15 protein-coding genes and 1 pseudogene are annotated in these 21,684 nt (G+C 57.5%); 13 read left to right on the top strand and 3 right to left on the bottom strand.

The features are described 5' to 3' along the window. The 9 genes from H3V04_RS02625 to metF all read left to right on the top strand — a co-directional run bounded on the left by H3V04_RS02625 (position 1) and on the right by metF (position 11,910). Positions 1 to 1,548: a glutamate synthase subunit beta gene (locus H3V04_RS02625; protein ID WP_198187116.1), complete on the top strand. Its 1,548-nt coding sequence runs from the start codon at positions 1 to 3 to the stop codon at positions 1,546 to 1,548. A gap of 45 nt (positions 1,549 to 1,593) precedes the next feature. After that, positions 1,594 to 2,046, top strand: a complete 453-nt coding sequence (locus H3V04_RS02620) for a tripartite tricarboxylate transporter TctB family protein (protein WP_198177753.1) — start codon at positions 1,594 to 1,596, stop codon at positions 2,044 to 2,046. Between the two features lie 2 nt (positions 2,047 to 2,048). After that, a complete protein-coding gene (locus H3V04_RS02615; RefSeq protein ID WP_198177754.1) occupies positions 2,049 to 2,888 on the top strand; it encodes an ABC transporter ATP-binding protein in 840 nt (279 codons plus the stop codon). A 142-nt stretch (positions 2,889 to 3,030) separates the two neighbouring features. Continuing rightward, positions 3,031 to 4,794: an ABC transporter ATP-binding protein gene (locus H3V04_RS02610; RefSeq protein ID WP_198177865.1), complete on the top strand. Its 1,764-nt coding sequence runs from the start codon at positions 3,031 to 3,033 to the stop codon at positions 4,792 to 4,794. Further along, positions 4,795 to 6,741, top strand: coding sequence for an ABC transporter ATP-binding protein (locus tag H3V04_RS02605; RefSeq protein ID WP_198187115.1), 1,947 nt, complete (start codon positions 4,795 to 4,797; stop codon positions 6,739 to 6,741). Positions 6,742 to 6,747: 6 nt separating this feature from the next. Then, positions 6,748 to 7,881 (top strand): tRNA (adenine-N1)-methyltransferase, encoded by a 1,134-nt coding sequence (locus H3V04_RS02600; RefSeq protein ID WP_198187114.1) that lies wholly within the window; start codon positions 6,748 to 6,750, stop codon positions 7,879 to 7,881. A gap of 79 nt (positions 7,882 to 7,960) precedes the next feature. Further along, positions 7,961 to 8,521 carry a histidine phosphatase family protein gene (locus H3V04_RS02595; protein WP_198187113.1) on the top strand — a complete coding sequence of 187 codons (561 nt, stop codon included), beginning with the start codon at positions 7,961 to 7,963 and terminating at the stop codon, positions 8,519 to 8,521. A 178-nt stretch (positions 8,522 to 8,699) separates the two neighbouring features. Continuing rightward, positions 8,700 to 11,036 carry a 5-methyltetrahydropteroyltriglutamate--homocysteine S-methyltransferase gene (metE, locus tag H3V04_RS02590; protein WP_198187112.1) on the top strand — a complete coding sequence of 779 codons (2,337 nt, stop codon included), beginning with the start codon at positions 8,700 to 8,702 and terminating at the stop codon, positions 11,034 to 11,036. Next, positions 11,029 to 11,910: a methylenetetrahydrofolate reductase [NAD(P)H] gene (metF, locus tag H3V04_RS02585; protein WP_198187111.1), complete on the top strand. Its 882-nt coding sequence runs from the start codon at positions 11,029 to 11,031 to the stop codon at positions 11,908 to 11,910. The genes metE and metF overlap by 8 nt, the downstream gene beginning before the upstream one ends. Positions 11,911 to 11,939: 29 nt before the next feature. On the opposite strand, the gene H3V04_RS02580 is transcribed toward metF, so the two are convergent. The 3 genes and pseudogenes from H3V04_RS02580 to H3V04_RS10520 all read right to left on the bottom strand — a co-directional run. Continuing rightward, complete coding sequence (locus H3V04_RS02580) at positions 11,940 to 13,751, bottom strand: sialate O-acetylesterase (RefSeq protein WP_198187110.1); 1,812 nt, start codon at positions 13,749 to 13,751, stop codon at positions 11,940 to 11,942. Next, on the bottom strand, positions 13,748 to 14,626 hold the full coding sequence (locus H3V04_RS02575; protein WP_373564680.1) for a GDSL-type esterase/lipase family protein: 879 nt from the start codon (positions 14,624 to 14,626) through the stop codon (positions 13,748 to 13,750). Before H3V04_RS02575 ends, H3V04_RS02580 begins: the two co-directional genes overlap by 4 nt. Further along, positions 14,627 to 14,824: pseudogene (locus H3V04_RS10520) on the bottom strand (hypothetical protein); the annotation flags it as partial. A gap of 549 nt (positions 14,825 to 15,373) precedes the next feature. On the opposite strand from H3V04_RS10520, the gene H3V04_RS02570 reads away from it, so the two are divergent. The 4 genes from H3V04_RS02570 to H3V04_RS02555 all read left to right on the top strand — a co-directional run bounded on the left by H3V04_RS02570 (position 15,374) and on the right by H3V04_RS02555 (position 21,638). Then, the gene (locus H3V04_RS02570; RefSeq protein ID WP_198187109.1) at positions 15,374 to 16,777 is read left to right on the top strand and encodes an ABC transporter substrate-binding protein; all 1,404 of its coding nucleotides are present in this window, start codon (positions 15,374 to 15,376) and stop codon (positions 16,775 to 16,777) included. A gap of 75 nt (positions 16,778 to 16,852) precedes the next feature. Further along, on the top strand, positions 16,853 to 17,911 hold the full coding sequence (locus tag H3V04_RS02565) for a carbohydrate ABC transporter permease (RefSeq protein ID WP_198187108.1): 1,059 nt from the start codon (positions 16,853 to 16,855) through the stop codon (positions 17,909 to 17,911). A 5-nt stretch (positions 17,912 to 17,916) separates the two neighbouring features. Further along, positions 17,917 to 18,804 (top strand): carbohydrate ABC transporter permease, encoded by an 888-nt coding sequence (locus H3V04_RS02560; protein ID WP_198187107.1) that lies wholly within the window; start codon positions 17,917 to 17,919, stop codon positions 18,802 to 18,804. A gap of 122 nt (positions 18,805 to 18,926) precedes the next feature. Further along, positions 18,927 to 21,638, top strand: coding sequence for a glycoside hydrolase family 2 protein (locus H3V04_RS02555; protein WP_198187106.1), 2,712 nt, complete (start codon positions 18,927 to 18,929; stop codon positions 21,636 to 21,638). The last annotated feature ends 46 nt before the right edge of the window (positions 21,639 to 21,684 follow it).

The raw sequence follows: 21,684 nt of genomic DNA, 5'->3' as shown, positions 1-21,684 counted from the left end.
ATGGTCGACCCCAAGGGATTCCTCAAGGTACGCACCCGGCACGAGCTCGCCGAGCGCCCGGTCGCTGAACGCCTGAAGGACTGGCGGGACGTGCACCAGTCAACCGGCCCCGGGCCCTGGACCGCAGAGCAGGCCGCCCGCTGCATGGACTGCGGCACCCCGTTCTGCATGACCGGCTGCCCCCTGGGCAACCTGATCCCCGAGTTCAACGACCTGCTGTCCCGAGGCCGTTGGGAGGAGGCCTACGAGCGGCTGAGCCTGACCAACAACTTCCCGGAGTTCACCGGACGGATCTGCCCGGCTCCCTGCGAGTCCTCCTGCGTGCTGTCCATCCACCAGCCGGCCACCACCATCAAGCTGGATGAACAGACCATCATCGACCAGGCCTGGTCCCTGGGTCTGGTCAAGCCCAGGCCTCCGCAGCGGCTGACCGACATGACCGTGGCCGTGGTCGGGTCCGGTCCCGCGGGGCTGGCCTGCGCCCAGCAGCTGACCCGGGCCGGGCACACGGTCGTGGTCTACGAGCGCGCCGATGCCATTGGCGGGCTCCTGCGCTACGGCATTCCCGCCTTCAAGCTGGAGAAGTCGCTGCTGGACCGCCGGCTGGAGCAGATGGAGGCCGAGGGGACCCGATTCCGTACCGGTGTCGAAATCGGCCGAGACCTGGGCTGGGATCAGCTGCGGGCCCGCTATGACGCCCTGGTGGTGGCCATCGGTTCCACTGAGCCACGACGGGTGGACCTGCCAGGGCGGGAGCTCAAGGGCATCCACTATGCCATGGACTTCCTGCCCGACCCCACCCGCAAACTCATGGGCCGCGAGCCCATCAACAACATCGATGCGGCCGGCAAGGACGTCATCATCATCGGCGGCGGCGACACCGGGTCGGACTGCCTGGGCACGGCCCTGCGAGAGGGCGCCAAGTCGGTCACCGTCCTGCAGATCCGGCCCCGGGAGCCCTCTTCCAGGCCTGATAACCGGCCCTGGCCGACCTACGCCCGGCTCTACAATCCCACCTCCTCCATGGAGGAAGGCGGCCGCTACGAGTACGCGGTGGACAGCCTGGAGTACCTGGGCGACGGTTCCGATGACCGGATCAACCTGGATCAGACCAGCGCCCCCACCGGCTTCGATCGGGATCATGAGGGACGGGTGCGCGGTGTTCGCGTGGTGGACGTCAGCCGGGACGACCAGGACCGGATCGTCCCCCATCCCGAAACCGAGCGGGTCCTGCCTGCCGACCTGGTGCTGATCAGCATTGGATTCGCCCATCCGGAGACGGCTACCCTGACCGGACAGACCGGCATAGGCCTGGACCCTCGCGGCAACGTGGCCCGGGATGCCGACTATGCCACCGACCGTGATGGGATCTTCGTGTGCGGCGATGCCGGACGTGGCCAGTCCCTGGTGGTCTGGGCCCTGGCCGAGGGTCGTTCCTGCGCTGCGGCCGTGGATCGGTATCTGACAGGCGCCACCGAACTGCCCGCCCCCATTCGAGCCGATGAGCGCGCCATGACCCTGCCAGCGGCCGACCGGCACCCACGCTAATATGAAAAGGAATGGTGCCGATCGAAGGGATGGAGGCAGTGGGATATGACCAACCGCGCTGAACGTAGGGCGCAGGCCAAGCGGAGCCGCCGTGGCGGCAGTGACGACCGGAGGATGACGGCCAAGGGCAGGGCCGGAGTGATGGACGAACGGGCCTTGCAGGAGCGCTCCCGTCGGCTTGAGGCTGGCCAGGGAGCCGAGTGGAAGCCCACCGGGCACACCGATGACCTGGTGCAGAAGGACTCCGTGGATCCCAACGACCGCAACCCCCGTCTGTTGAAGGCTCCCAGCGGCCTGCGTCAGTGGCTGCGAATCCTGGTCTGGGCCCTGATCATCTGCTCAGGCCTGGCCTTCCTGGTCTGCATGTGGCTGCCTCATGTTCCCATCTGGGCCACCATCGCCATCGCGGCGGTCTTCTGCCTGGGTGTGCTGGGACTCTTCCTGGTGGGAGGCAACCGGGACAATCCCCGTCTGGACTCCTACGGAACGGCCCTGTGACCATGAGCGAAAGCGTGGCAGAAAAGCAGGCCGTGCTCATGCAGCACGTGGGATTCCGCCGTCAGGGCCGGGTCATACTGGACGATGTCAACCTTGAGGTGGGCCAGGGGCAGAAGTGGGTGCTCTTCGGGCCCAATGGCGTGGGCAAATCAACCCTGGTGGCCATGATGAGCACCCGGGGTTTCCCCAGCACCGGCAGCGTGGAGATCCTGGGCAACCGGCTGGGTAAGGTGAACGTCTTCTCCTACCGGCATCGGATAGGTCTGGCCTCGGCCGGCCTGGCCAAGACCATCAGTCCCCAGGAGGATCCCTACGACGTGGTGCTGACCGCCTTCAGCGACACCACCGGCCGCTGGAGGGAGACCTTCACGGCCGAACAGGAGGAGGCCACCCTGGCCCTGATGGACCGGTTCGGCATCGCCTACCTCAAGGGCAAGCGTATGTACCGGCTCTCCGAGGGGGAGCGCGGCCGGGTGCTGATTTGCCGGGCGCTGATGGCCGATCCCGATTTGCTCATCCTGGATGAGCCGACCACCGGGCTGGACCTGGGCGGCCGGGAGCTGGTGCTCAGGGCCCTGAGCGACATCGGCCGTGAAGACAAGGACCGCACGGTCATCCTGGTCACCCACCGGCTTGAAGAGATTCCCCTTGGCTTCAATCGGATAGCCATGATGGGCCGGCGTCCTGCCGACACTGCAGACACCGGCGACCCGGATCCGGGCACCATCGTCTATCAGGGACCCTTGGAGGGTGGACTGACCGGTCCGCGACTGAGCGAGCTCTTCGGCCTGGACCTGACCGTGGTCCACCGCGACGGCCGCTGGGGTGCCTTCGCCGTCTGAACGCCAATGCCTGCGGACCTGTTCTGACATGCCCGTATCAGCTCAAGGAATAGCAAATTCATCAGCCCAGACGCAGGTATAGACTGTGGTGGTTTGTCTGCCCGGGGACCGCGGCAGACCTGTATGCGTGAAGGATGTTGACGTGATCAAAATATGGACTCGCTACCTGCGGCCTTACTGGCTCCAGGTGGCCGTTCTGGTGCTCTTTCAGGTGGCGCAGACGGCCTTGAACCTCTACCTGCCCAACCTGCAGGCGGACATCATCGACAAGGGCGTGGCCGTAGGCGACCAGGATGCCATCTATCGGATCGGCTGGCAGATGATGGGCATCACCGCCATCCAGATTGTGGCCAACGTGGTCGCCGTCTACTGCGCCACCCGGCTGGCCATGAGGATGGGCTACGAGCTGCGCAGGGACCTGTTCGCCTCTGTGGAGGGCTTCAGCCTCAACGAGATCGAGCGCTTCTCGGCCGGTTCCCTGATCACACGCACCACCAACGACGTCCAGCAGATGCAGATGACCACCATGCAGACCCTGATGATCATCCTGCAGGCCCCGGTCATGCTGATCGGCGGACTGATTCTGGCCCTGCGCCAGGACGGCCCCCTGACCTGGTCCCTGGCGGTCATCGTCCCCTTGATTCTTCTGGTGGCCCTGGTGCTCATGGGCAGGATGGGACCCTTGTTCACCCGCCTGCAGAACATGCTGGACTCGGTCAACCGCCTGGTCCGCGAACAGATTTCCGGTGTGAGGGTCATCCGCGCCTTCGTTCGCGAGAAAACCGAGGCTGCCCGCTTCGACAAGGCCAACCGCGATGTCTACGGTGTCCTGATCTCCACCGGTAGGCTGATGAGCATGATGGTGCCGCTCATGTGGTTCCTGCTGAACATGTCCAATGTGGCCATCATGTGGTTCGGCGGCCGCCGCATCGACTCCGGAGCCATGCAGATCGGCGCCCTGCAGGCCTTCATCCAGTACCTGATGATCATCCTGTCGGGCCTGATGATGGCCGCCATGATGTCGGTCATGCTGCCCAGGGCCGCTGTGGCCGCCCGAAGGATCAACGAGGTCCTGGAGGCCACCAGCGAGATCGCCGCTCCCGAGCACCCCTACCGCAACGAGCACCCCCAGGGACTGCTGGAGTTCAAGCACGTGGACTTCAGCTACCCGGGTGCCCAGGATCCCGTCCTTTCTGACATTTCCTTCACCGCCCGGCCGGGCACCACGACGGCCATCATCGGGGCCACGGGATCCGGCAAGTCCACCATCATCCGGCTGGCCAACCGCATGTTCGACGTCACCGACGGTCAGGTCCTGGTGGATGGCCACGACGTGCGCGAGTACGACCCCGACCAGCTGGCGCTGATTTTCGGGCCGGTCCCGCAGAAGGCCACTCTCTTCACCGGCACCATCCGCGACAACATGCACTATGGGGACCCCAAGGCTGACGACGACCGCATCTGGCAGGCCCTGCGCATCGCCCAGGCCGAGGACTTTGTCCGTGAGATTCCCGAGGGCCTGGATGCCCGCGTGGCCGAGGGCGGCACCAACTTCTCCGGCGGGCAGAAGCAGCGGCTCTGCATGGCCAGGGCCATCCTGCGCAACCCCTGCATCTACACCTTCGACGACTCCTTCTCCGCACTGGACATGACCACCGACCGCGCCCTGCATGCGGCCCTGGTGCCGGTCACCCGCCAGGCCACCCAGATCGTCGTGGCCCAGAGGGCGGCGTCCATCCGCCAGGCCGATCAGATTCTGGTCCTGGACCGGGGCCGCATCGTCGGCCGGGGCACCCACGACCAGCTCATGGAGGACTGCCCCACCTACCAGGAGATCGTCCAATCCCAGGGCGGGCAGGGTCCCGACGTGGAAGAGCTCAGCATTGACGAGGGGAGGGCCGAGTAGATGGCCAAGGACTTGAGCACGAATACAGGCCCGCAGGCCGTTGGCGACCGCCGTCACACCGTGGGCCGGCTGGTCCACTATCTGCTGGCCAGCCCCTGGAGGGTCATCGTCATGGTCCTCGCCGGGATGACCGCCGTGGCCATGATCGTCATCGGCCCCAAGGTCATGGGCGAGGCCACCAATGTACTCTTCGAGGGTCTGCTGGGTTCCATGCTGGTCAAGATGGGCGCCAAGCCCGGCACCCCCAAGCAGGCTGTGGTCACCTACCTGCAGTCCCGCGGCCAGGACAAGTTCGCCCGGATGATCGACTCCATGAACGTCCAGGTGGGCGTGGGCATCGACTGGGGCCGCTTCGGCACCATCCTCATGTTCGTCATCGGCATCTACCTGATCTCCATCCTGGTCAGGCTGGTGCAGAACTTCCTGATGACCCGGCTGGTCTCCGACGCGGTCTACACCATGCGCAGGCAGATCGAGGACAAGCTGGACCGGCTGCCCCTGCAATACTTCGACCGGACCCCGCGCGGCGAGGTCATGAGCCGGACCACCAACGACATCGACAACATCTCGGGCACCCTGCAGCAGATCCTGGGCGAGCTGCTCTTCTCCGTCTTCTCCATCATCGGCGCCTTCATCATGATGCTGACCATCTCGCCCCTGCTGACCCTGATCGCCTTCATCATCATCCCGGTCATGGCCCTGTGCGCGGGCGTCATCCTCAAGAAGACCCAGCCGCAGTTCACCAGGCAGTGGATCCGCACCGGTCAGGTCAACAGCCACGTTGAGGAGATGTTCTCCGGCCACATGGTGGTCCGGGCCTTCGGTCACCAGCGCAAGGCGGAGGAGGAGTTCGAGGAGCGCAATCAGGAGCTCTACCAGGCCAGCTTCAAGGCCTCCTTCTTCTCGGCACTGGTCACGCCCATGTCAACCTTCTTCGGCAACCTGAGCTTCGTGATCGTGGTCATCGTCGGCGGCGTCCATGTGCTCAACGGCAGCATGAGCCTGGGCGGCCTGCAGGCCTTCACCCAGTACACCCGTCAGGCCTCCCAGCCCATCGGCCAGCTGGCCTCCATGGGCACCATGCTCCAGTCCTCCCTGGCCTCCTGCCGCAGGGTCTTCGACTTCCTGGACGAGGCCGAGGAGGTGCCGGACATCGAGCATCCCGACCATCTGGGCCAGGAGACCGGAGGCAAGGTCGAGGGCCACGTCCGCTTCGACCACGTTCGCTTCTCCTACGATCCGGCCGAGCCGCTGATCAAGGACCTGTCCATCGAGGCCAAGCCCGGGCAGACCATCGCCATCGTGGGACCCACCGGGGCGGGCAAGACCACCCTGGTCAACCTGCTCATGCGCTTCTACGAGATACAGGGCGGACACATCACCATCGACGGCGTGGACACCTCCAGGGTGACCCGTCACGACCTGCGCAGCCACTTCGGCATGGTTCTGCAGGACACCTGGCTCTTTGACGGGACCGTCCGCGACAACCTGCTCTATGGGCTGGACGAGGGGCAGACCATCCCCGAGCAGACCATGATCGATGGCGCCAAGGCCACCCACGTGGACGAGTTCATCCGCAAGCTGCCCCAGGGCTACGATACCGTCCTCAACGAGGACAGCAGCGAGCTCAGCCAGGGCGAACGCCAGCTGATGACCATCTGCCGGGCCTTCCTGTCCGACCCGGACATCCTGATCCTGGACGAGGCCACATCCTCGGTGGACACCAGGACCGAGCTGTTGGTCCAGCAGGCCATGAACACCCTGCGCAAGGGCAGGACCTCCTTCGTTATCGCACATAGGCTGTCCACCATCCGCGACGCCGACCTGATCCTGGTGGTCAACCACGGCTCGGTGGTCGAGCAGGGAACCCACGACCAGCTGCTGGAGCGCGGCGGCGCCTATGCCTCCCTCTACAACTCCCAGTTCACCAAGGGCGAGGAGGACTGAGGAGGCATGAGCCTTAAACGCGGTCCGCTGAGCGTAGGGGAGCGGGTCCAGCTGACCGACCGGCGTGGCCGCAGGTTGACGGTCATGCTTGAGCCAGGCGGCCTGACCCAGACCGACCATGGCCTTCTGCCGCACGAGGCCATGATTGGCCTGCCCGAGGGATCCGTGGTCGTCACGATTTCTGCTGACAAGTGGCGGCGGATGCGCCACAAGCAGGATGTCGATACCGACACACAGGCGCCTGACAGGGCCAAACCCTGGAAGTCCTCGCGGGGCATCGGCGGATGGGCTTTCACCGTCATGCGCCCCCGGCTGGAGGACTACATACTCTCCATGCCGCGCGGTGCCCAGATCATGTACCCCAAGGATGTGGCCAGGGTCATCCTCCTGGGCGACATCCGTCCGGGCATGAGTGTCCTGGAGTCGGGAGCCGGATCAGGGGCCATGAGTCTGGGCCTGCTGGATGCCATCGGCACGGAGGGGAAGCTGACCAGCATCGAGCGACGGGAGGAGTTCGCACGGGTGGCCATGGGCAACGCCACGGTCTTCTTTGGACAGCGCCCTGCCCAGTGGGACCTACGTACCGGCGACTTCGATACCGTTGCCGCCGACCTGCCCAAGGACGGATTCGACCGTATTGTTCTGGACATGCTGGACCCCTGGAACCGTCTGGAGCAGGCCTACCGGGTCATGGCCCCCGGCGGCGTGCTGACCGCCTACGTGACCACCACCACCCAGTTGAGCCGATTGGCCGAGGCCCTGCGCGCCGACGGGCGGTGGACCGAGCCCGAGACCATGGAGAGCCTGGAGCGCTCCTGGAAGGCCGACGGTCTGGCGGTCCGACCCGAACATGAGATGATCGGGCACACCGGTTTCCTTTTGACCAGCAGGGCCATGGCTCCCGGCCGGCAGGCTCTGCGCAAGCATGTCCGGGCCACCAAGGATTACCAGACCGACGTGGATCAGGGCCGGCCGCCTGCCAAGAGCAACGGCTTGGGTCATGAGCGCGAGATGGTGGACCTGGTGGATCTGGAGGATCTGGAGCTGCGCCGGGTCTCCGATCGCAAACTGCGCAAGGTGCTGCGTGACCTGGACCATCAGGTGCGCACCCTGCAGGGCGGACAGGATCAGGAAGACTGACCGCCCATGACCGGCGTATCCTCTGGGCTCTGCCATAATGGAAGGGCGACTGATGAGATCGTCGGGAAAGGAAGCATGCATGGGTTTGCGAAAGGGTCTGAAGGCCGAGGATCTGCGGCGGTGCAGCCGAACCCTCATGCTCATGCGTCACGCCAAGACCGAACGCCAGGGGGCACAGGGCGATCGCAGCCGCCAGCTGACCGACCGTGGCCAGCGGCAGGCCCGGATCATGGGCCGTGGATTGACTGCTTTGGGCCTGGTGCCAGACCGCATCATCTGCTCGGGTGCGCCACGGGCCCGTCAGACCCTGGACGCCATGCTCAAGCCCCTGGGGGACGGGCCGCGTGTCGACTATCGGGAATCCCTCTATGAATCAGGCATGCAGGCGGTCTTCGACCAGTTGGCACAGACCGAGGACCGTGACCGCCGGGTCCTGATCCTGGGTCATGAGCCCACCATGTCTATCTGCTCACAGTGGCTGGCCGAGGACAACTCCGACCCCGACCTCTTGGACCTGCTCAATCTTGGACTGCCGCCGGCCACCATGGTCCTGCTGGGCTCCGAGCGACCATTGACCGACTGGGGAACCCACCAGGCCCGTTTGCTTGGCATTCTGGGCCCCCAGGATCTTGAAGACTGACCGGCAGAACAAGCCGTTGGCAATCCTCCTTAGGCAGTCTTAGCGACCAGTAATCCCGTGGCTGCTGTCATGTCGTTATCGATTCAGGTTATGGCGACACCTTATTTGCACCAATTACCCGCCTCCCTGCGCCGCTGATAGGCTGACCAAAGACATCAGGACGAAACTGGGAGGTTTCATGGCAGCGATTACATCCGTGTCCGGATTCCCGCGCATCGGCGCGCACCGCGAACTCAAGAGGGCCATCGAGGGCTATTGGAAGGGCGAACGGAATCTGGACGAGGTCCGGCGCACGGCCGCCGATCTGCGGGCCAGGCACTGGCAGCTTCAGCAGAAGGCCGGCGTCGATCTGATTCCCGTCAACGATTTCAGCTACTACGACCAGGTCCTGGATACCTCCATCCTCCTGGGCGTCGTGCCCGAGCGCTATCGGAAGCTGGGCCTGGGCCCCGAGGACACCCTCTTCGCCATGGGCCGGGGCTACCAGGGGGAGCAGGGTGACGTGACCGCCCTGCCCATGAAGAAGTGGTTCACCACCAACTACCACTATCTGGTGCCCGAGATCGACCAGGATACCAAAATCGCCCTTGAGGGCGACAAGCCTTTCAAGGAGTTCCAGGAGGCACGCGAGCAGGGCATCGCCGCCAAGCCCGTGCTGATCGGCCCCTACACCTTCCTCAAGCTGGCACGCGGCCCCCAGGGCGAGCTGCTGGATCCTGACCCGGCACTGGTCCAGGACCTGGCCAAGGCCTATTCGAGCATACTGGAGCGGTTCATCGGCCTTGGCACCGACTGGATACAGCTGGACGAGCCCTATCTGGTCCTGGACAAGGAACCGGGCGACCAGGACCTCTTCGATACCCTCTATGGGCCCATTCTCAAGGCCCGCCAGAGCGGTCAGGGCAAGGTCCGTATTCTGCTCAACACCTACTTCGGCCATATTGGCGACTGCTATGCCCGGCTGGCTGACCTGGGCTTCGACGGCATCGGCCTTGATCTGGTCGAGGGCAGGGATGAGAATCTGGCCGCCCTCAAGGAGCACGGCGTGCCGGAGGGAACCACCATCTTCGCCGGCCTGGTCAACGGCCGCAACATCTGGCGTAACGACTACGCAGTCAGCCTGGGCCTGCTGGATGCCCTGCACCAGGTGACCCCGAACGTGGTGGTGTCCACCGCATGTTCACTGCTGCACGTGCCCTATACCGTGGCCGACGAGGACGGGTTGGATGCCGACACCGTGCGCCCTCACTTCGCCTTTGCCCTGGAGAAGCTGGGCGAGCTGCACGACCTGGCCCGGCTGGCCGATGCCGATGAGGACCAGCGCCGCTCCAGCAAGGCCCTTGCCGACAACCAGAAGCTCTTCGACGGCAGCCGCGTCCAGCCCGACCCCCAGGTGCAGCAGCGCCTGGCCGGCCTTAAGGACGAGGACTTTGTGCGTACCCCGGCCCGGCCCGAGCGCCAGAGGATCCAGGCACAGGAGCTGGGTCTGCCCCTGCTGCCGACCACCACCATCGGCTCCTTCCCCCAGACCGCCGAGGTCCGCGCCGAGCGTGCCCGCCTGCGCAAGAAGGAGATCAGCCAGGAGGACTACGACGACTTCATCGCCCGAAAGATTGACCAGGTCATCGACCACCAGGAGCAGATCGGCCTGGATGTGCTGGTCCATGGCGAGTTCGAGCGCAACGACATGGTCGAGTACTTCGGCCAGAACCTCAAGGGCTACCTGTTCACCCGGAATGCCTGGGTCCAGTCCTATGGCACCCGCTGCGTCAAGCCTCCCATCGTCTGGGGGGACATCTCCCGCGCCCGGCCCATCACGGTGCGCTGGTCTTCCTACGCCCAGTCCCGCACCAACCATGTGGTCAAGGGGATGCTAACCGGGCCGGTGACCATTCTCAACTGGTCCTGGCCCCGCGAAGACATCGATCACAAGCAGCAGACCCGCCAGCTGGCCCTGGCCATCCGAGACGAGGTCCTGGACCTGGAGGCCGCGGGCATCCGCATCATCCAGATCGACGAGGCTGCCCTTCGCGAGAAGCTGCCACTGAGGCGCTCCGACTGGCACAGCCGATACCTGGACTGGGCCATTCCCGCCTTCCGGCTGGTGCATTCCGGCGTCAAACCAACGACGCAAATTCATACCCACATGTGCTACTCGGAGTTCAACGACATCATCAAGGACATTGATGCCATGGACGCCGATGTGATCTCCTTCGAAGCCTCCCGCTCCGACCTGACCGTTCTGGATGCCATCCAGGAGGCCAAGTTCGAGACCGAGGCAGGCCCCGGCGTCTACGACATCCACTCGCCGCGCATCCCCTCCACCGAGGAGATTGTGGACCGGATCCATGCCATCCTGAAGAAGCTGGACGCGGCCAAGGTCTGGATCAACCCCGACTGCGGACTCAAGACCCGAGGCGACAAGGAGACCTGGCCCAGCCTGGAGCACATGGTGGCCGCCGCCCATCAGGTGCGTGCGGAACTATCGTCCAGTCAGGAGTCGGATCATGCATGAGCCTATCTTTTCCCTGGAGGTCTTTCCCCCCAAGCGTGATGCCCCGGTGGGCACTATCTACGACACTCTGGATGGGCTTGAAGGGTTGATGCCCGACTTCATCTCGGTGACCTACGGGACCGGTCGGCGCTCGGACCGCACAGCCACGGCCCGCATAGCCAAGACCATCCATACCGAGTACGGCATCCCTGCCGTGGCGCACTTGACGGCCCAGTATGCGGACCGCGAGGTGATCGACCAGGCCCTGGACATGTTCGACGACGCCGGGGTGGCAGCGGTGCTGGCCCTGCGCGGCGACAGCGTGGAGGGCCGTGAGCCCGCCGGAGTCTTCGACCATGCCAGCGACCTTGCCGCCTACATCCGGTCGCGTCGGCCCAACCTGTCGATATACGGAGCCTGTTATCCGGAGACCCATCCGGAGGCCGCCTCGCCCGAGGAGGACATTGAGAATCTGAAAATCAAGGTGGATTCCGGTGTGGACCACCTTGTTTCGCAGCTCTTCTACGACAACGCCGATTTTCTGGACTTCCTGGACCGGGCACGGGCAGCCGGCATCCAGGTGCCCATCGAGGCCGGCATTATGCCCATCACCAACGAGGGCCAGGTCCGGCACATGAGCGAGGTCTGCAAGGCGCGGATCCCGGCGGCTGTCGAGTCCATACTGGAACGCTGGGGCGACGACCGGGCCAGCCTGCGCGAGGCGGGCATCATCTACGCCTCACAGCAGATCGCCGACCTGGTGGCCCACGGGGTGGACGGCATCCACCTCTACTCCATGAACCACTCCGGTGTCACCCGGCGCATCTGGCACAACGTCCGTCACCTCTTCCATCAGGCGGGGGCCAAGGAGGAGGCGGCAGACCCTCAGCGGTGATGAATTCCTTCTATTGAAGTCGCCTTGGTCTATTCATCAGCTACAGATATTGCCTTAAAAAAGGGCGGAGCAGGAAGGTCGGCATCATTCATCAATGGTGCCGGCCCCCATCCATGCCAGGCGTAACGAAGCCATCGTGGATTTCTGACCTTGTTCAATGGCAATATGATGATTCTGCGGTCGTCTTGTCTGCAGATTGGTTGACGGGATTGCCCTAATGGCACGCAGGATTGCTTTCCTGAAAACGGTAGAATCTTCGCCGCAACCGGATAAAATCGTCTATCAGGTCCTCCCACTTCAAAACCAGATTCTCCTGCCTCTCTCCAATCAGAGGGATGAGCAATCTCAGCATGCCGCAACCCTGGAATGGTCGCACTAAAGCGCAGACCAGCAGCGTGAACCATGGTCAGAGACAGATGGACTGGATCAATTTTTCTCGGCGTGAGTGGACTCGGCCCATTTATCGGTAGTGCCTGTTGACCGTACACCCAATGAAGGGCATGAACTGCCAAACGCTCACCTGGAGTGCGCTTGTCCTTCGGATGCAGGTTATGTTCCTCTCCGCAATCAATCAAACAAATTGTATGCACAGCACCCCTGGCCTGACTCATTGACAATTGCGCTTTTCTGATACAAGGCCAATCGGAGTCTGTTACTGTTTGGTCTTCACTTTGTGAGGGCGACCACTGGGGCAATTGGACGATAAAGAACGGCAGCTTTTTCTGCGCAGCACTATCAAATGTGCTTATCGTATGATCCGGTAGCTGCCATAACAACCTCCATCGGTCTATAAGCAATCCAAGCAAAGTTTGGTAAGTCGAGCTAAATGGCCCATCTTCTTCTCCCTGGTACCAAAGGATACCTGCTAGAGCATAGGGGGCTATCCGTTCAAGCATAGAGGAGAAAGCCCCTGTTGGACGATATTTAGAATGTCGGGTCATTGGGGGCGGCCACGGGCATTGGCCACATGCCGAGGTGATCTCTTCGTCTGATATCCCGGGATATGCCTGCCGTATTCCCGATACCCGTTTGTTCCACGAATCAAAGCTTGATTGCCACGATTCGGCTTGAGCTTCCAGCTCTTCGTCAGTGCGGCCCGATACTGTCCTACTGAAACGATCCAGATACTCCTGGCCTTCCGGACAGAATCGCAAGGTTTCTTGATCAAGCCAGACGGCTATTGAAGTACCGCCTATATAGCAATCGATGATTCCCACTGCGGTCTTTGAAGAGAGACTCTTGCGAAGCTTGTGGGCAAAGTAGTAGGCCACTGCAGACATTTGTCCGCTTGTTTTCGGATCGCAGCAGTTCCAACATGCCTGGGCTTCTGCCTGCCTGTCAATACGACCAGTCTGAGGAACCTGATAAAACCTCATCAATGGGTCCTGGCTTTCAGCCACAACAGTTGCTCCGTCGGCGCTATCCGCCAGGTTGAATGCCATATTGCTCTGACCCGAAGCCAGCCATACTTCACCAATCATCAGATTCTTCAGATTAACGCACTCTTTTTCAGTGCGAACGGAGAGGCTGTACGGCCCACCAGAGTGGCATGGTGGAAGAACGACCAGCCATTTTCCGCTGGTTTCGACCCGACAGGTTGCGCTGATTGATCCGCTCAATCGATCCGAATTGGTCGGAGTTAATTCAATGTGGACTGTGTCTTCCGGGCAAGCCCATCCGAAAATCGGGATTGGTTTGGAACTTTGGAGGACTGCACCATCAGTGAAGATGGCAGCAAGCTGTAATTTATGATGGTTGAAGTCGGTTGCAGACACTTTCCATCCCTTCGGACCACTTGTATTTTTGTAATGCTCGTTTGTCATCAGAGCCTTTTCTGTCACCAAATTCTGCTGCCCAAATCCTGAATAAAAGCCACAAGCTCATCAGCCATTTCCTGCTGTTCGCTTATACGCGGATGACCGCTTGTGGCAATGCCATTGCGACGATATACAAGATGGTGAATACAAGATCGGCCTAACTCGCGGCATGTCTCCTCTATGGCCCGGTCCCAATGCTCATTGTGGGCCAGGACGGATGTAGCGGTTATGATTTGTGCTCGAGGATAAATCTCCATAAGAGTCCGAAGAAACTTTGCATAGCTCTGCCGCCAATGTTCAGCCTGCGATCCTGAGTAGTCTTGAGCCATGAAATCTCTTGGATGAGCATCATTCTGGCCGAGAGCAACAATAACCACTTGCGGCTGGTATTGTGAAAAATCCCAGGGTTTGCAAGGACCGATAAACGAATTGTATTCAATTTTATTCCAGATACTCTCCATGCCAATGGATTGTGGTGCCTGGAACCAGCCAATGCCATCAAGCAGAGCGGCCCCGCCCTGTGAAACGTCATGGAGCTGTGCCCCCAGCGATCTTGCGGCAATAGCGGCGAAGGAATACCAAGCATTACTATATGAACTAAGATCTGCTGATGGATCCTCGCGGCCTGTATACAGGCTGGCTTCATTGCGCTCTCCGCAAGCGATTGAATCTCCGAAGACCTCCATTCTTCGTTCTGACGGCTGTTCTTTATCAGGATACAGTTTTGCTGATTGTTCAAGCATGATTCCGGTTAACTTAAGATAATGCTGTCCATCCTGACGTTTGAATATTACTGCTTCATGCTCGATGTCAGGCAGGTTGTCAGCTATGGTTACTTCAACCGAATATGGCGATACAGCTGAGTCAGGCCAGACAAAATCTTGATCTGCGACAGGCACGTTCCTTTGTGAAGGACAATGCACGAGGTCTATTCGATATTCAAATCCATCTATGAATGCGCCCAGACAGCTGGTTCCATATTGGCGTGCGTTTATCAGCCGGACACCAAGGTACTTGCCAGTGAATCTGAACCTGACCTGCGTATAGGGAAAGACCCATAATGGGCACTGATCAGCCTTCCAGTCCACCCTGCCCATGTATGTTAAAGACTTGTTTGCTGGCTTTATAAGTCGAAGTGTGTTCGCCTCGTTTGGCTTCGCATAGCTATCACTCAATGACAACGCCTCTCATCCCAACGCCATTCGACGATGACAGACAGCAACCGTCGTGTTCGTCTCGAGGTCGAACGGCATGCAACCTCACTGTTTGTGTTTATCAATTAAATAATAACTGAACCGATTCATTGTAGCAAAATGCAATAAGGTAGGATCGCCGGCATTTTATAACTGAATGCCAGGAAATGAACGGCTGGATGTTTTCACTGTTTGCACCATATTGCAGCGATTTTGCTGGGGATGATTTTAGAGTGCGCAATAACCGAGCAATAAGCAGGTTTGCAGAAATGAACTTAACCGGTTGACAAAAAGACCATGGGTTGATATTTTGTCAAGTATCGACTCCATTCATGTGATTCAGGAATGAATCGATGCTGAACTATTTCCAATAAGGCCAATAGGTGGCCTTTATCGGAACCGCTCAAAATGTCGCATAAGTGAATATCAGTGGATTTCAACGAGGAGATTTCAATGAAGAATGCACGCAAGTTGATTGCAGTAGCCATGGCCGGCTTATGTTTTTGGCCCTTGTCCGGATGCGGAGGAAACGGAGCTGATGATTCAAATGCCCAAGCGACAAAACTGAATTACTCATCCATCAAACTCGGTACTACCGGAAAGGATATTCACACCAAAATCAAGCTTTTTAATCACAAAACAGACATGTCTGTTGATACTTATCCTGGGAAAAACTGGAAGCAGTACGTCGCTGATTTCAACAAGCTGTATCCAAACATCTCCGTTGAAGTTGAAACCGATACCAATTATGCCGGCGATGCCCTGACGAGGCTGCAGGGCAAGGATTGGGGCGACATGATGATGATACCTGCAGTGGATCGTTCTGATCTGAGTACATATTTCCTACCCTTTGGCGCTCAAGAGGAGATGTCAAAGTTGATTCGTTGGTCCAATGCATCTGAATATGGCGGGAAAGTGTATGGCGTGCCGAGCAATGGAAACGGTCTGGGGATCGTCTACAACAAACGAATCTTCAAAGAAGCTGGGGTTAGTGAGAATCCAAAAACGCCTCAGGAATTTATACAGGCCCTGAAAGCTATCAAAGAGAAGACAAAGGCTATACCACTTTATACTAATTATGCCGCAGGTTGGACCATGGCAGCTTGGGACGGCTACATTGGCGTCAACGCCACTGGAGATGGGCGTTATATGAACCAGAAGCTGTTGCACACCAAAAATCCGTTCTCTGATCCGGGAGATGACACCCACGCTTACAATGTTTATAAGATTCTTTATGATGCTGTTTCAGACGGCTTGACCGAAGATGATTATTCTACGACCGACTGGGAGTCAAGCAAAGCCAAAATCAACAGAGGCGAGATAGCCACAATGGTTCTAGGTGCCTGGGCGGTTTCACAATGCAAGAATGCTGCAGACCATCCGGACGATATCGGTTATATGCCATTCCCGATCAGCGTCAAAAACAAGCAATACACCGTTTCTGCCGGGGATTATGCATACGGCATCAATAGCCATGTGTCCAAGACTCGCCAAGAGGCATCCATGATCTTCATCAAATGGATGACCGAGCTTTCCGGCTTTGCCAAGAACGAGGGAGGCATACCTACAGCGCAATCTGACAAGAGCATGCCTGATGCCTACAAGGAATTCGCTGATGTTCGTTTTGTCGAGGACCAGCCAGCTGTCAAAGGCGAAGAGGACCTGTTCAATACTTTGAATTCTGACTCGGAGCTCGCTGTTAATGCGGGCGGCAATGCGCGAATTCAAGCCATTGTTGAGCATGCTTCCAAGCATGACAAACCATACAATGACCTGGTCAAGGATTGGAATTCCAAGTGGAATGATGCTCTGGAGACCGAAGGTATCGAAGCGCAGTATGACACAGCAGGCAAGTAAGTATCCATGCTGATCAAGAGGCTGCCGACGGCACTTTACCGTCGGCAGTCCGGACAGATCGAGGAAGAAGGAGTTATGACAGCAACAATGGTTGGATCTTCGCTGTCTCCTGAAGTTCCGGACAACAAGCGGCCCTTTGATTGGCGAAAGGGCATCATTATCGTGGCCTTTTGCGCCATTCCATTGACGCTTCTTGTTGTTTTCACTTATCTGCCTTTCGGGCAAATGGTTGGCTTCAGTTTCTATCGCATGAAGTATATTGGTGTTCCCCATTGGGTAGGGTTGCAGAATTATCGCCAGATTGTGACAAGGCCGGACATACTGCCCTCTCTGAAACTGAGCTTATATTACATGGCGGGGTCAGTACTTCATATTTCACTGGCATTGTATCTTGCAACCATACTGAGTTTTCGGGTACGATGCGGCAATCTTTTTAAGGGTTTGTTCTTCTTTCCTTACCTCATTAATGGGATAGCTGTCGGCTTTATATTCAAATTCTTCTACACAAGGGGTTTCATATTCGACAGCGTTCTTCAATGGTGCGGTTTCAGCTTGAACAGCCTGCCATATTGGCTTAAGGATCAGTCCATAAACAACTGGTCATTGGTGGGTGCCTCTGTGTGGCGGTATATGGGCCAAACCATGATCCTGTTCATAGGAGCGATCATGTCAATCGATCAGACGCTCTATGAGGCTGCCGAAATAGATGGGGCCAATAAGTTTCAGCAATTTCTACATATAATTCTTCCGAGCATCAAAACAATCCTGGTTTTGAATGTCGTGCTGTCGGTTACTGGAGCCTTGAGCGTTTTTGAGATTCCATTCGTTATAACCACTGGGGCCAACGGCACAGGAAGTTATTTCGTGCTTATGGACCGCATAGCACATACAAATCAAAAAGTAGGTTTGGCCTCGGCCATGGCTGTTGTCTTGTTGATTGTCATTTTGATATTCGCCCTTTTACAGCAGATTCTGTTCAAATTCCTTTTCCGCAATCAGGATGATGGGGTTAAAGCAGCGAAAAGGCGTGCCCGCCGTGCCAAGCGTCAAAGGAACCGCATCGCTGCAGGAAAGGCGCCGTTGCTTACAAATGGTAGAAGACAGAGGGCTTACAGCCTGGAACGGGGGCAGTGATGCAGATGAAAAAGATGACCGCGACCATCGGCAAACTAGGTCGATCCCGAGCGAATCCACCGGTCCTCAAGGATGCCGTCTTCAATGTGCTCAAATATGCAATACTGATATTCCTGGCTTTCTGGTTTATGCTGCCTTTGATAAGCTGTGTGATCACCGCGGCCAAGACAGATAAGGAATACGCCACAACCACAGTTACGCAGTTGCCAAAGAACTGGTTCAATATACAAAGCTATATCAATGCTTTTAATCTCTCCAATATGGGTAACGCCTTTAAGAACTCGTTTATTATTCTTGTGGTCGTTTTAGTCTGTACTACCTTGATTGGCACGCAGCTTGCCTACGTTCTGAGCAGATTCACTTTTCCGGGCAATACTCTTATCAGGGGGTTGTTTACTGTGGCTGCTCTCTTGCCCGGCATTGCAATGCAGGTGGCCCTGTATAAAATGATGGTTGGCATGCACGCAGTCAATTCGCTGTGGGGATACATCATCATGTCGATGGGCACTGATGTGATCTCCATATACGTTTTTATACAGTATTTTGAGAATATTCCAATTTCTTTGGATGAATCCGCGATAGTGGATGGTGCTTCATATTTCACCGTCTACTCAAAGATCCTGTTGCCGTTGCTTAAGCCTGCAATCGTTACCTGCGTCATTCTGAAAGGTGTTGGGGTCTATAACGAGTATTATGCTGCAAACTTGTATCTGCAAAGTGCGCATTTGAAGACCGTTGCCATAGCGCTGTATACTTTCACTGGTCCGCAGGGGAGCAAATACAATCTTATCTGCGCAGGAGTGATTCTGACTCTGCTTCCGATGCTTGTGTTGTTCCTGCTTTTCCAAAAGCAGATATACACCGGTATAGCAGCTGGAGCAGTCAAGGAGTAAATCACTCTCCCTAACAAAACATAGATGTTGATGCAGAGGCGACGAGATCAATTAATTTGTGCCTCGGTTATGAAAATTTCAGTGGCCGGGTATAAACCGGCTAGCCGTGGAAAAGGAAAATAATGACGTCTGGACAGTTGCACTCATCAGGTGATTCTGCGCGTTTCCTATCACTCGACAAAGATTGGATCGTGCGGGCACTCAATCCCGAAAAGGCTCCTACCAATCTTCGAGAAAGACTGCGTGAGGGTCTTCCTGCAGAAGTACCGGGGGAGGTTACCCTGGACCTTCTGAGGGCGGGGCTGATACCCGATCCATTTGATGGCGACAATGAGCGGATGCAACAGTGGATTGGCGATATTGATTGGCAATACACTTGTCATTTTTCATGGCATGAAGATGATCAGCAATGTCATGATTTGGCGGCCTACGGATTAGACACCGTGGCTTTGGTGCAACTCAATGGCCGTGTTCTGGGGACCGGCAGGAATTTCCATTGCGTCTACCGGTGGAATGTTGACGGTTTTCTGCAACAAGGCATAAATACGTTGGTCGTTACTCTGAATTCGCCTGTTCGAGAGTCTGAAAAGCGCGAAAGGCTTATCGGGTATTATCCGCATACGGAGCATCACGCATTCAATCAACTGCGCAAGCCGGCTTTCCAATTTGGCTGGGATTGGGGCATTGATGTGGCCGGAGTTGGTATATGGAGGCCAATCGGCATTGATTCTTGGTCACAGACAAGAATCCGAGCCGTGCGTCCGTCCATTCAGGTGCAGGATGATGGCACCGGCGTTGCTGAGGTTCATGTGGATCTCGACTGGGCTGGACTTTCTACGTCTCTGTCAGACAAGCAACCGCCTTCGGAGAATGTTCCGATGGAATATCAACTGACGGTTGAAGGTCATGGGACGAGAAAGGCTGTGGGGGGAACCATTGCCTATGGAGTTTCTGAACTGGTTTCGACTTTGAAGGTTCCTGAAGCCATGCTGTGGTGGCCACGCGGGTACGGGGAACAGCCTCTATACGATCTGTGTGTGCGTGTCGGAACGGCCGAATGGAAGGGAAGAATCGGCTTTCGTACGGTTACGGTGGATACCAGGGCAGATAAGAATGGACGTCCTTTCCGCTTATATATCAACGGGCTTCCAATTCATGCAAGAGGATTCAATTGGGTGCCTCTGGATGCGTTTATTTCGAGGGCGGATTCAGCGGCATATCGAGCCCGATTCCAAGATCTTGTCGAATCAAACGCCAACATGGTCAGAGCATGGGGAGGTGGCATTTACGAAACAGATGAATTTTATGATCTAGCAGATGAGTATGGAATCCTGGTCTGGCAGGATTTCGCTTTTGCCTGCGCCGCTTATCCAGAAACAGCCGAAATGCGGCAAGAAGTCGAAACTGAGGCAATACAGCAGATAAGCAGATTATGCCCGCATCCGAGTCTGGTTGTATGGAATGGTTCTAATGAAAACTATGTCGCATATGCGCAATGGGGTGGTTTCAAACAGGCCTTGAACGACGATCAAGAACCGAAGAACGCATACGGCTATGGCGAAAAGGGGTGGGGAGATTATTACTATTCTACGCTACTGCCCAAACTGCTGAAGAGACTGGATAATACTCGGGTTTATCTACCAAGTTCTCCCATGAGTTTCACTCCATTTGTGGACGCCAATGCCGATACGGATGGCACCATGCATATCTGGGATGTATGGAACAATGCTGATTACCATCGATACCGCGCCTATCGTCCTCGTTTCGCTGATGAATTTGGATACCAAGCCCCTCCTGCCTGGAGCACTTTGATGAGAGTAATCCACGATCCTCAGCCTGGGCCGTCCTCTCCTCAGATGTTGGCCCACCAAAAAGCCTCGTCCGGTAATGAAAAACTGGCAAAGGGCATGCGGTCCCATTTGACTCCAGGACAATTTGATGACATCGCTTACGATTCGGATGGCTCACGAAATTGGTTAATCCCCAGTGACCGTTGGAGTGATCTGGAGGATTGGCACTGGGCCTGCCAGTTGCAACAAGGGCAGGCAATTCGTTTCGGGCTGGAACACATGAGGTCATTGGAACCGCTTAATGCTGGAACACTGATTTGGCAGCTCAACGATGATTGGCCGGTTATTTCCTGGTCGGCGATAGACTACGACGGGCACAAAAAACCGCTTTGGTTTGTGGCGCGCTCATGCTTCGCTCCCTGCCTTGCGACAATTCAGCCATGGACTTCCGATCAGAGGCTACAGGATCGGAGCTGGGAGGGTTCCCAGGTGGATCCAGACAGCCTCGCTCTCGTGCTGATCAACGACAGCATCTGTGACCGCCATATGACTTGGAAGGTTGAACGACGTACCTTAGGGGGAACTGTATTAGCGCAGCAGGTTTTCCACGTCGATTCAGAACGGCTGAGTAAAAGGACCCTCTTGCTGAACGACGAAGTGGCAACCTGCTCCGATCCATATAATGAGCTGCTTGTGGCTGCGCCGAATGGTCAGGAGTTCTGTGATACGACATTTGCCAGAACCGTTTACGACTTTGCTGAAGTGATCGATCAGCGTTTGAATCCCAATCCTCTATCAGTAGAGGCAAAAAAGTGCACAGATGGATATCTTTTGAAGATTACGGCCAATGCGTACGCTCGCGATATCTTCTGCATGGTTGACAAAATTGATTCTTCAGCTTCAATCGATGGTGGAATGGTGTCTTTGCTTCCGGGAGAAAGTCTGAACTGGCATATAGCTTCGCGAAAGAAAGTGGATCCCCGGGTTTTCGTCCAAAAACGTGTGCTGTGTTGCGCCAATGATTTGCGAGAATGCCATCGGTGAATCTTGGGCTACTAGAATATCTTCGTACGTGCTGCATTAAGTGCAC

The organism is Bifidobacterium sp. M0353 (assembly GCF_016100645.1).
GTDB classification, from domain to species: domain Bacteria; phylum Actinomycetota; class Actinomycetes; order Actinomycetales; family Bifidobacteriaceae; genus Bombiscardovia; species Bombiscardovia choladohabitans.
Note: the sequence above shows the minus strand (reverse complement) of the source record. Positions and strands in the feature narration are given on the sequence as shown.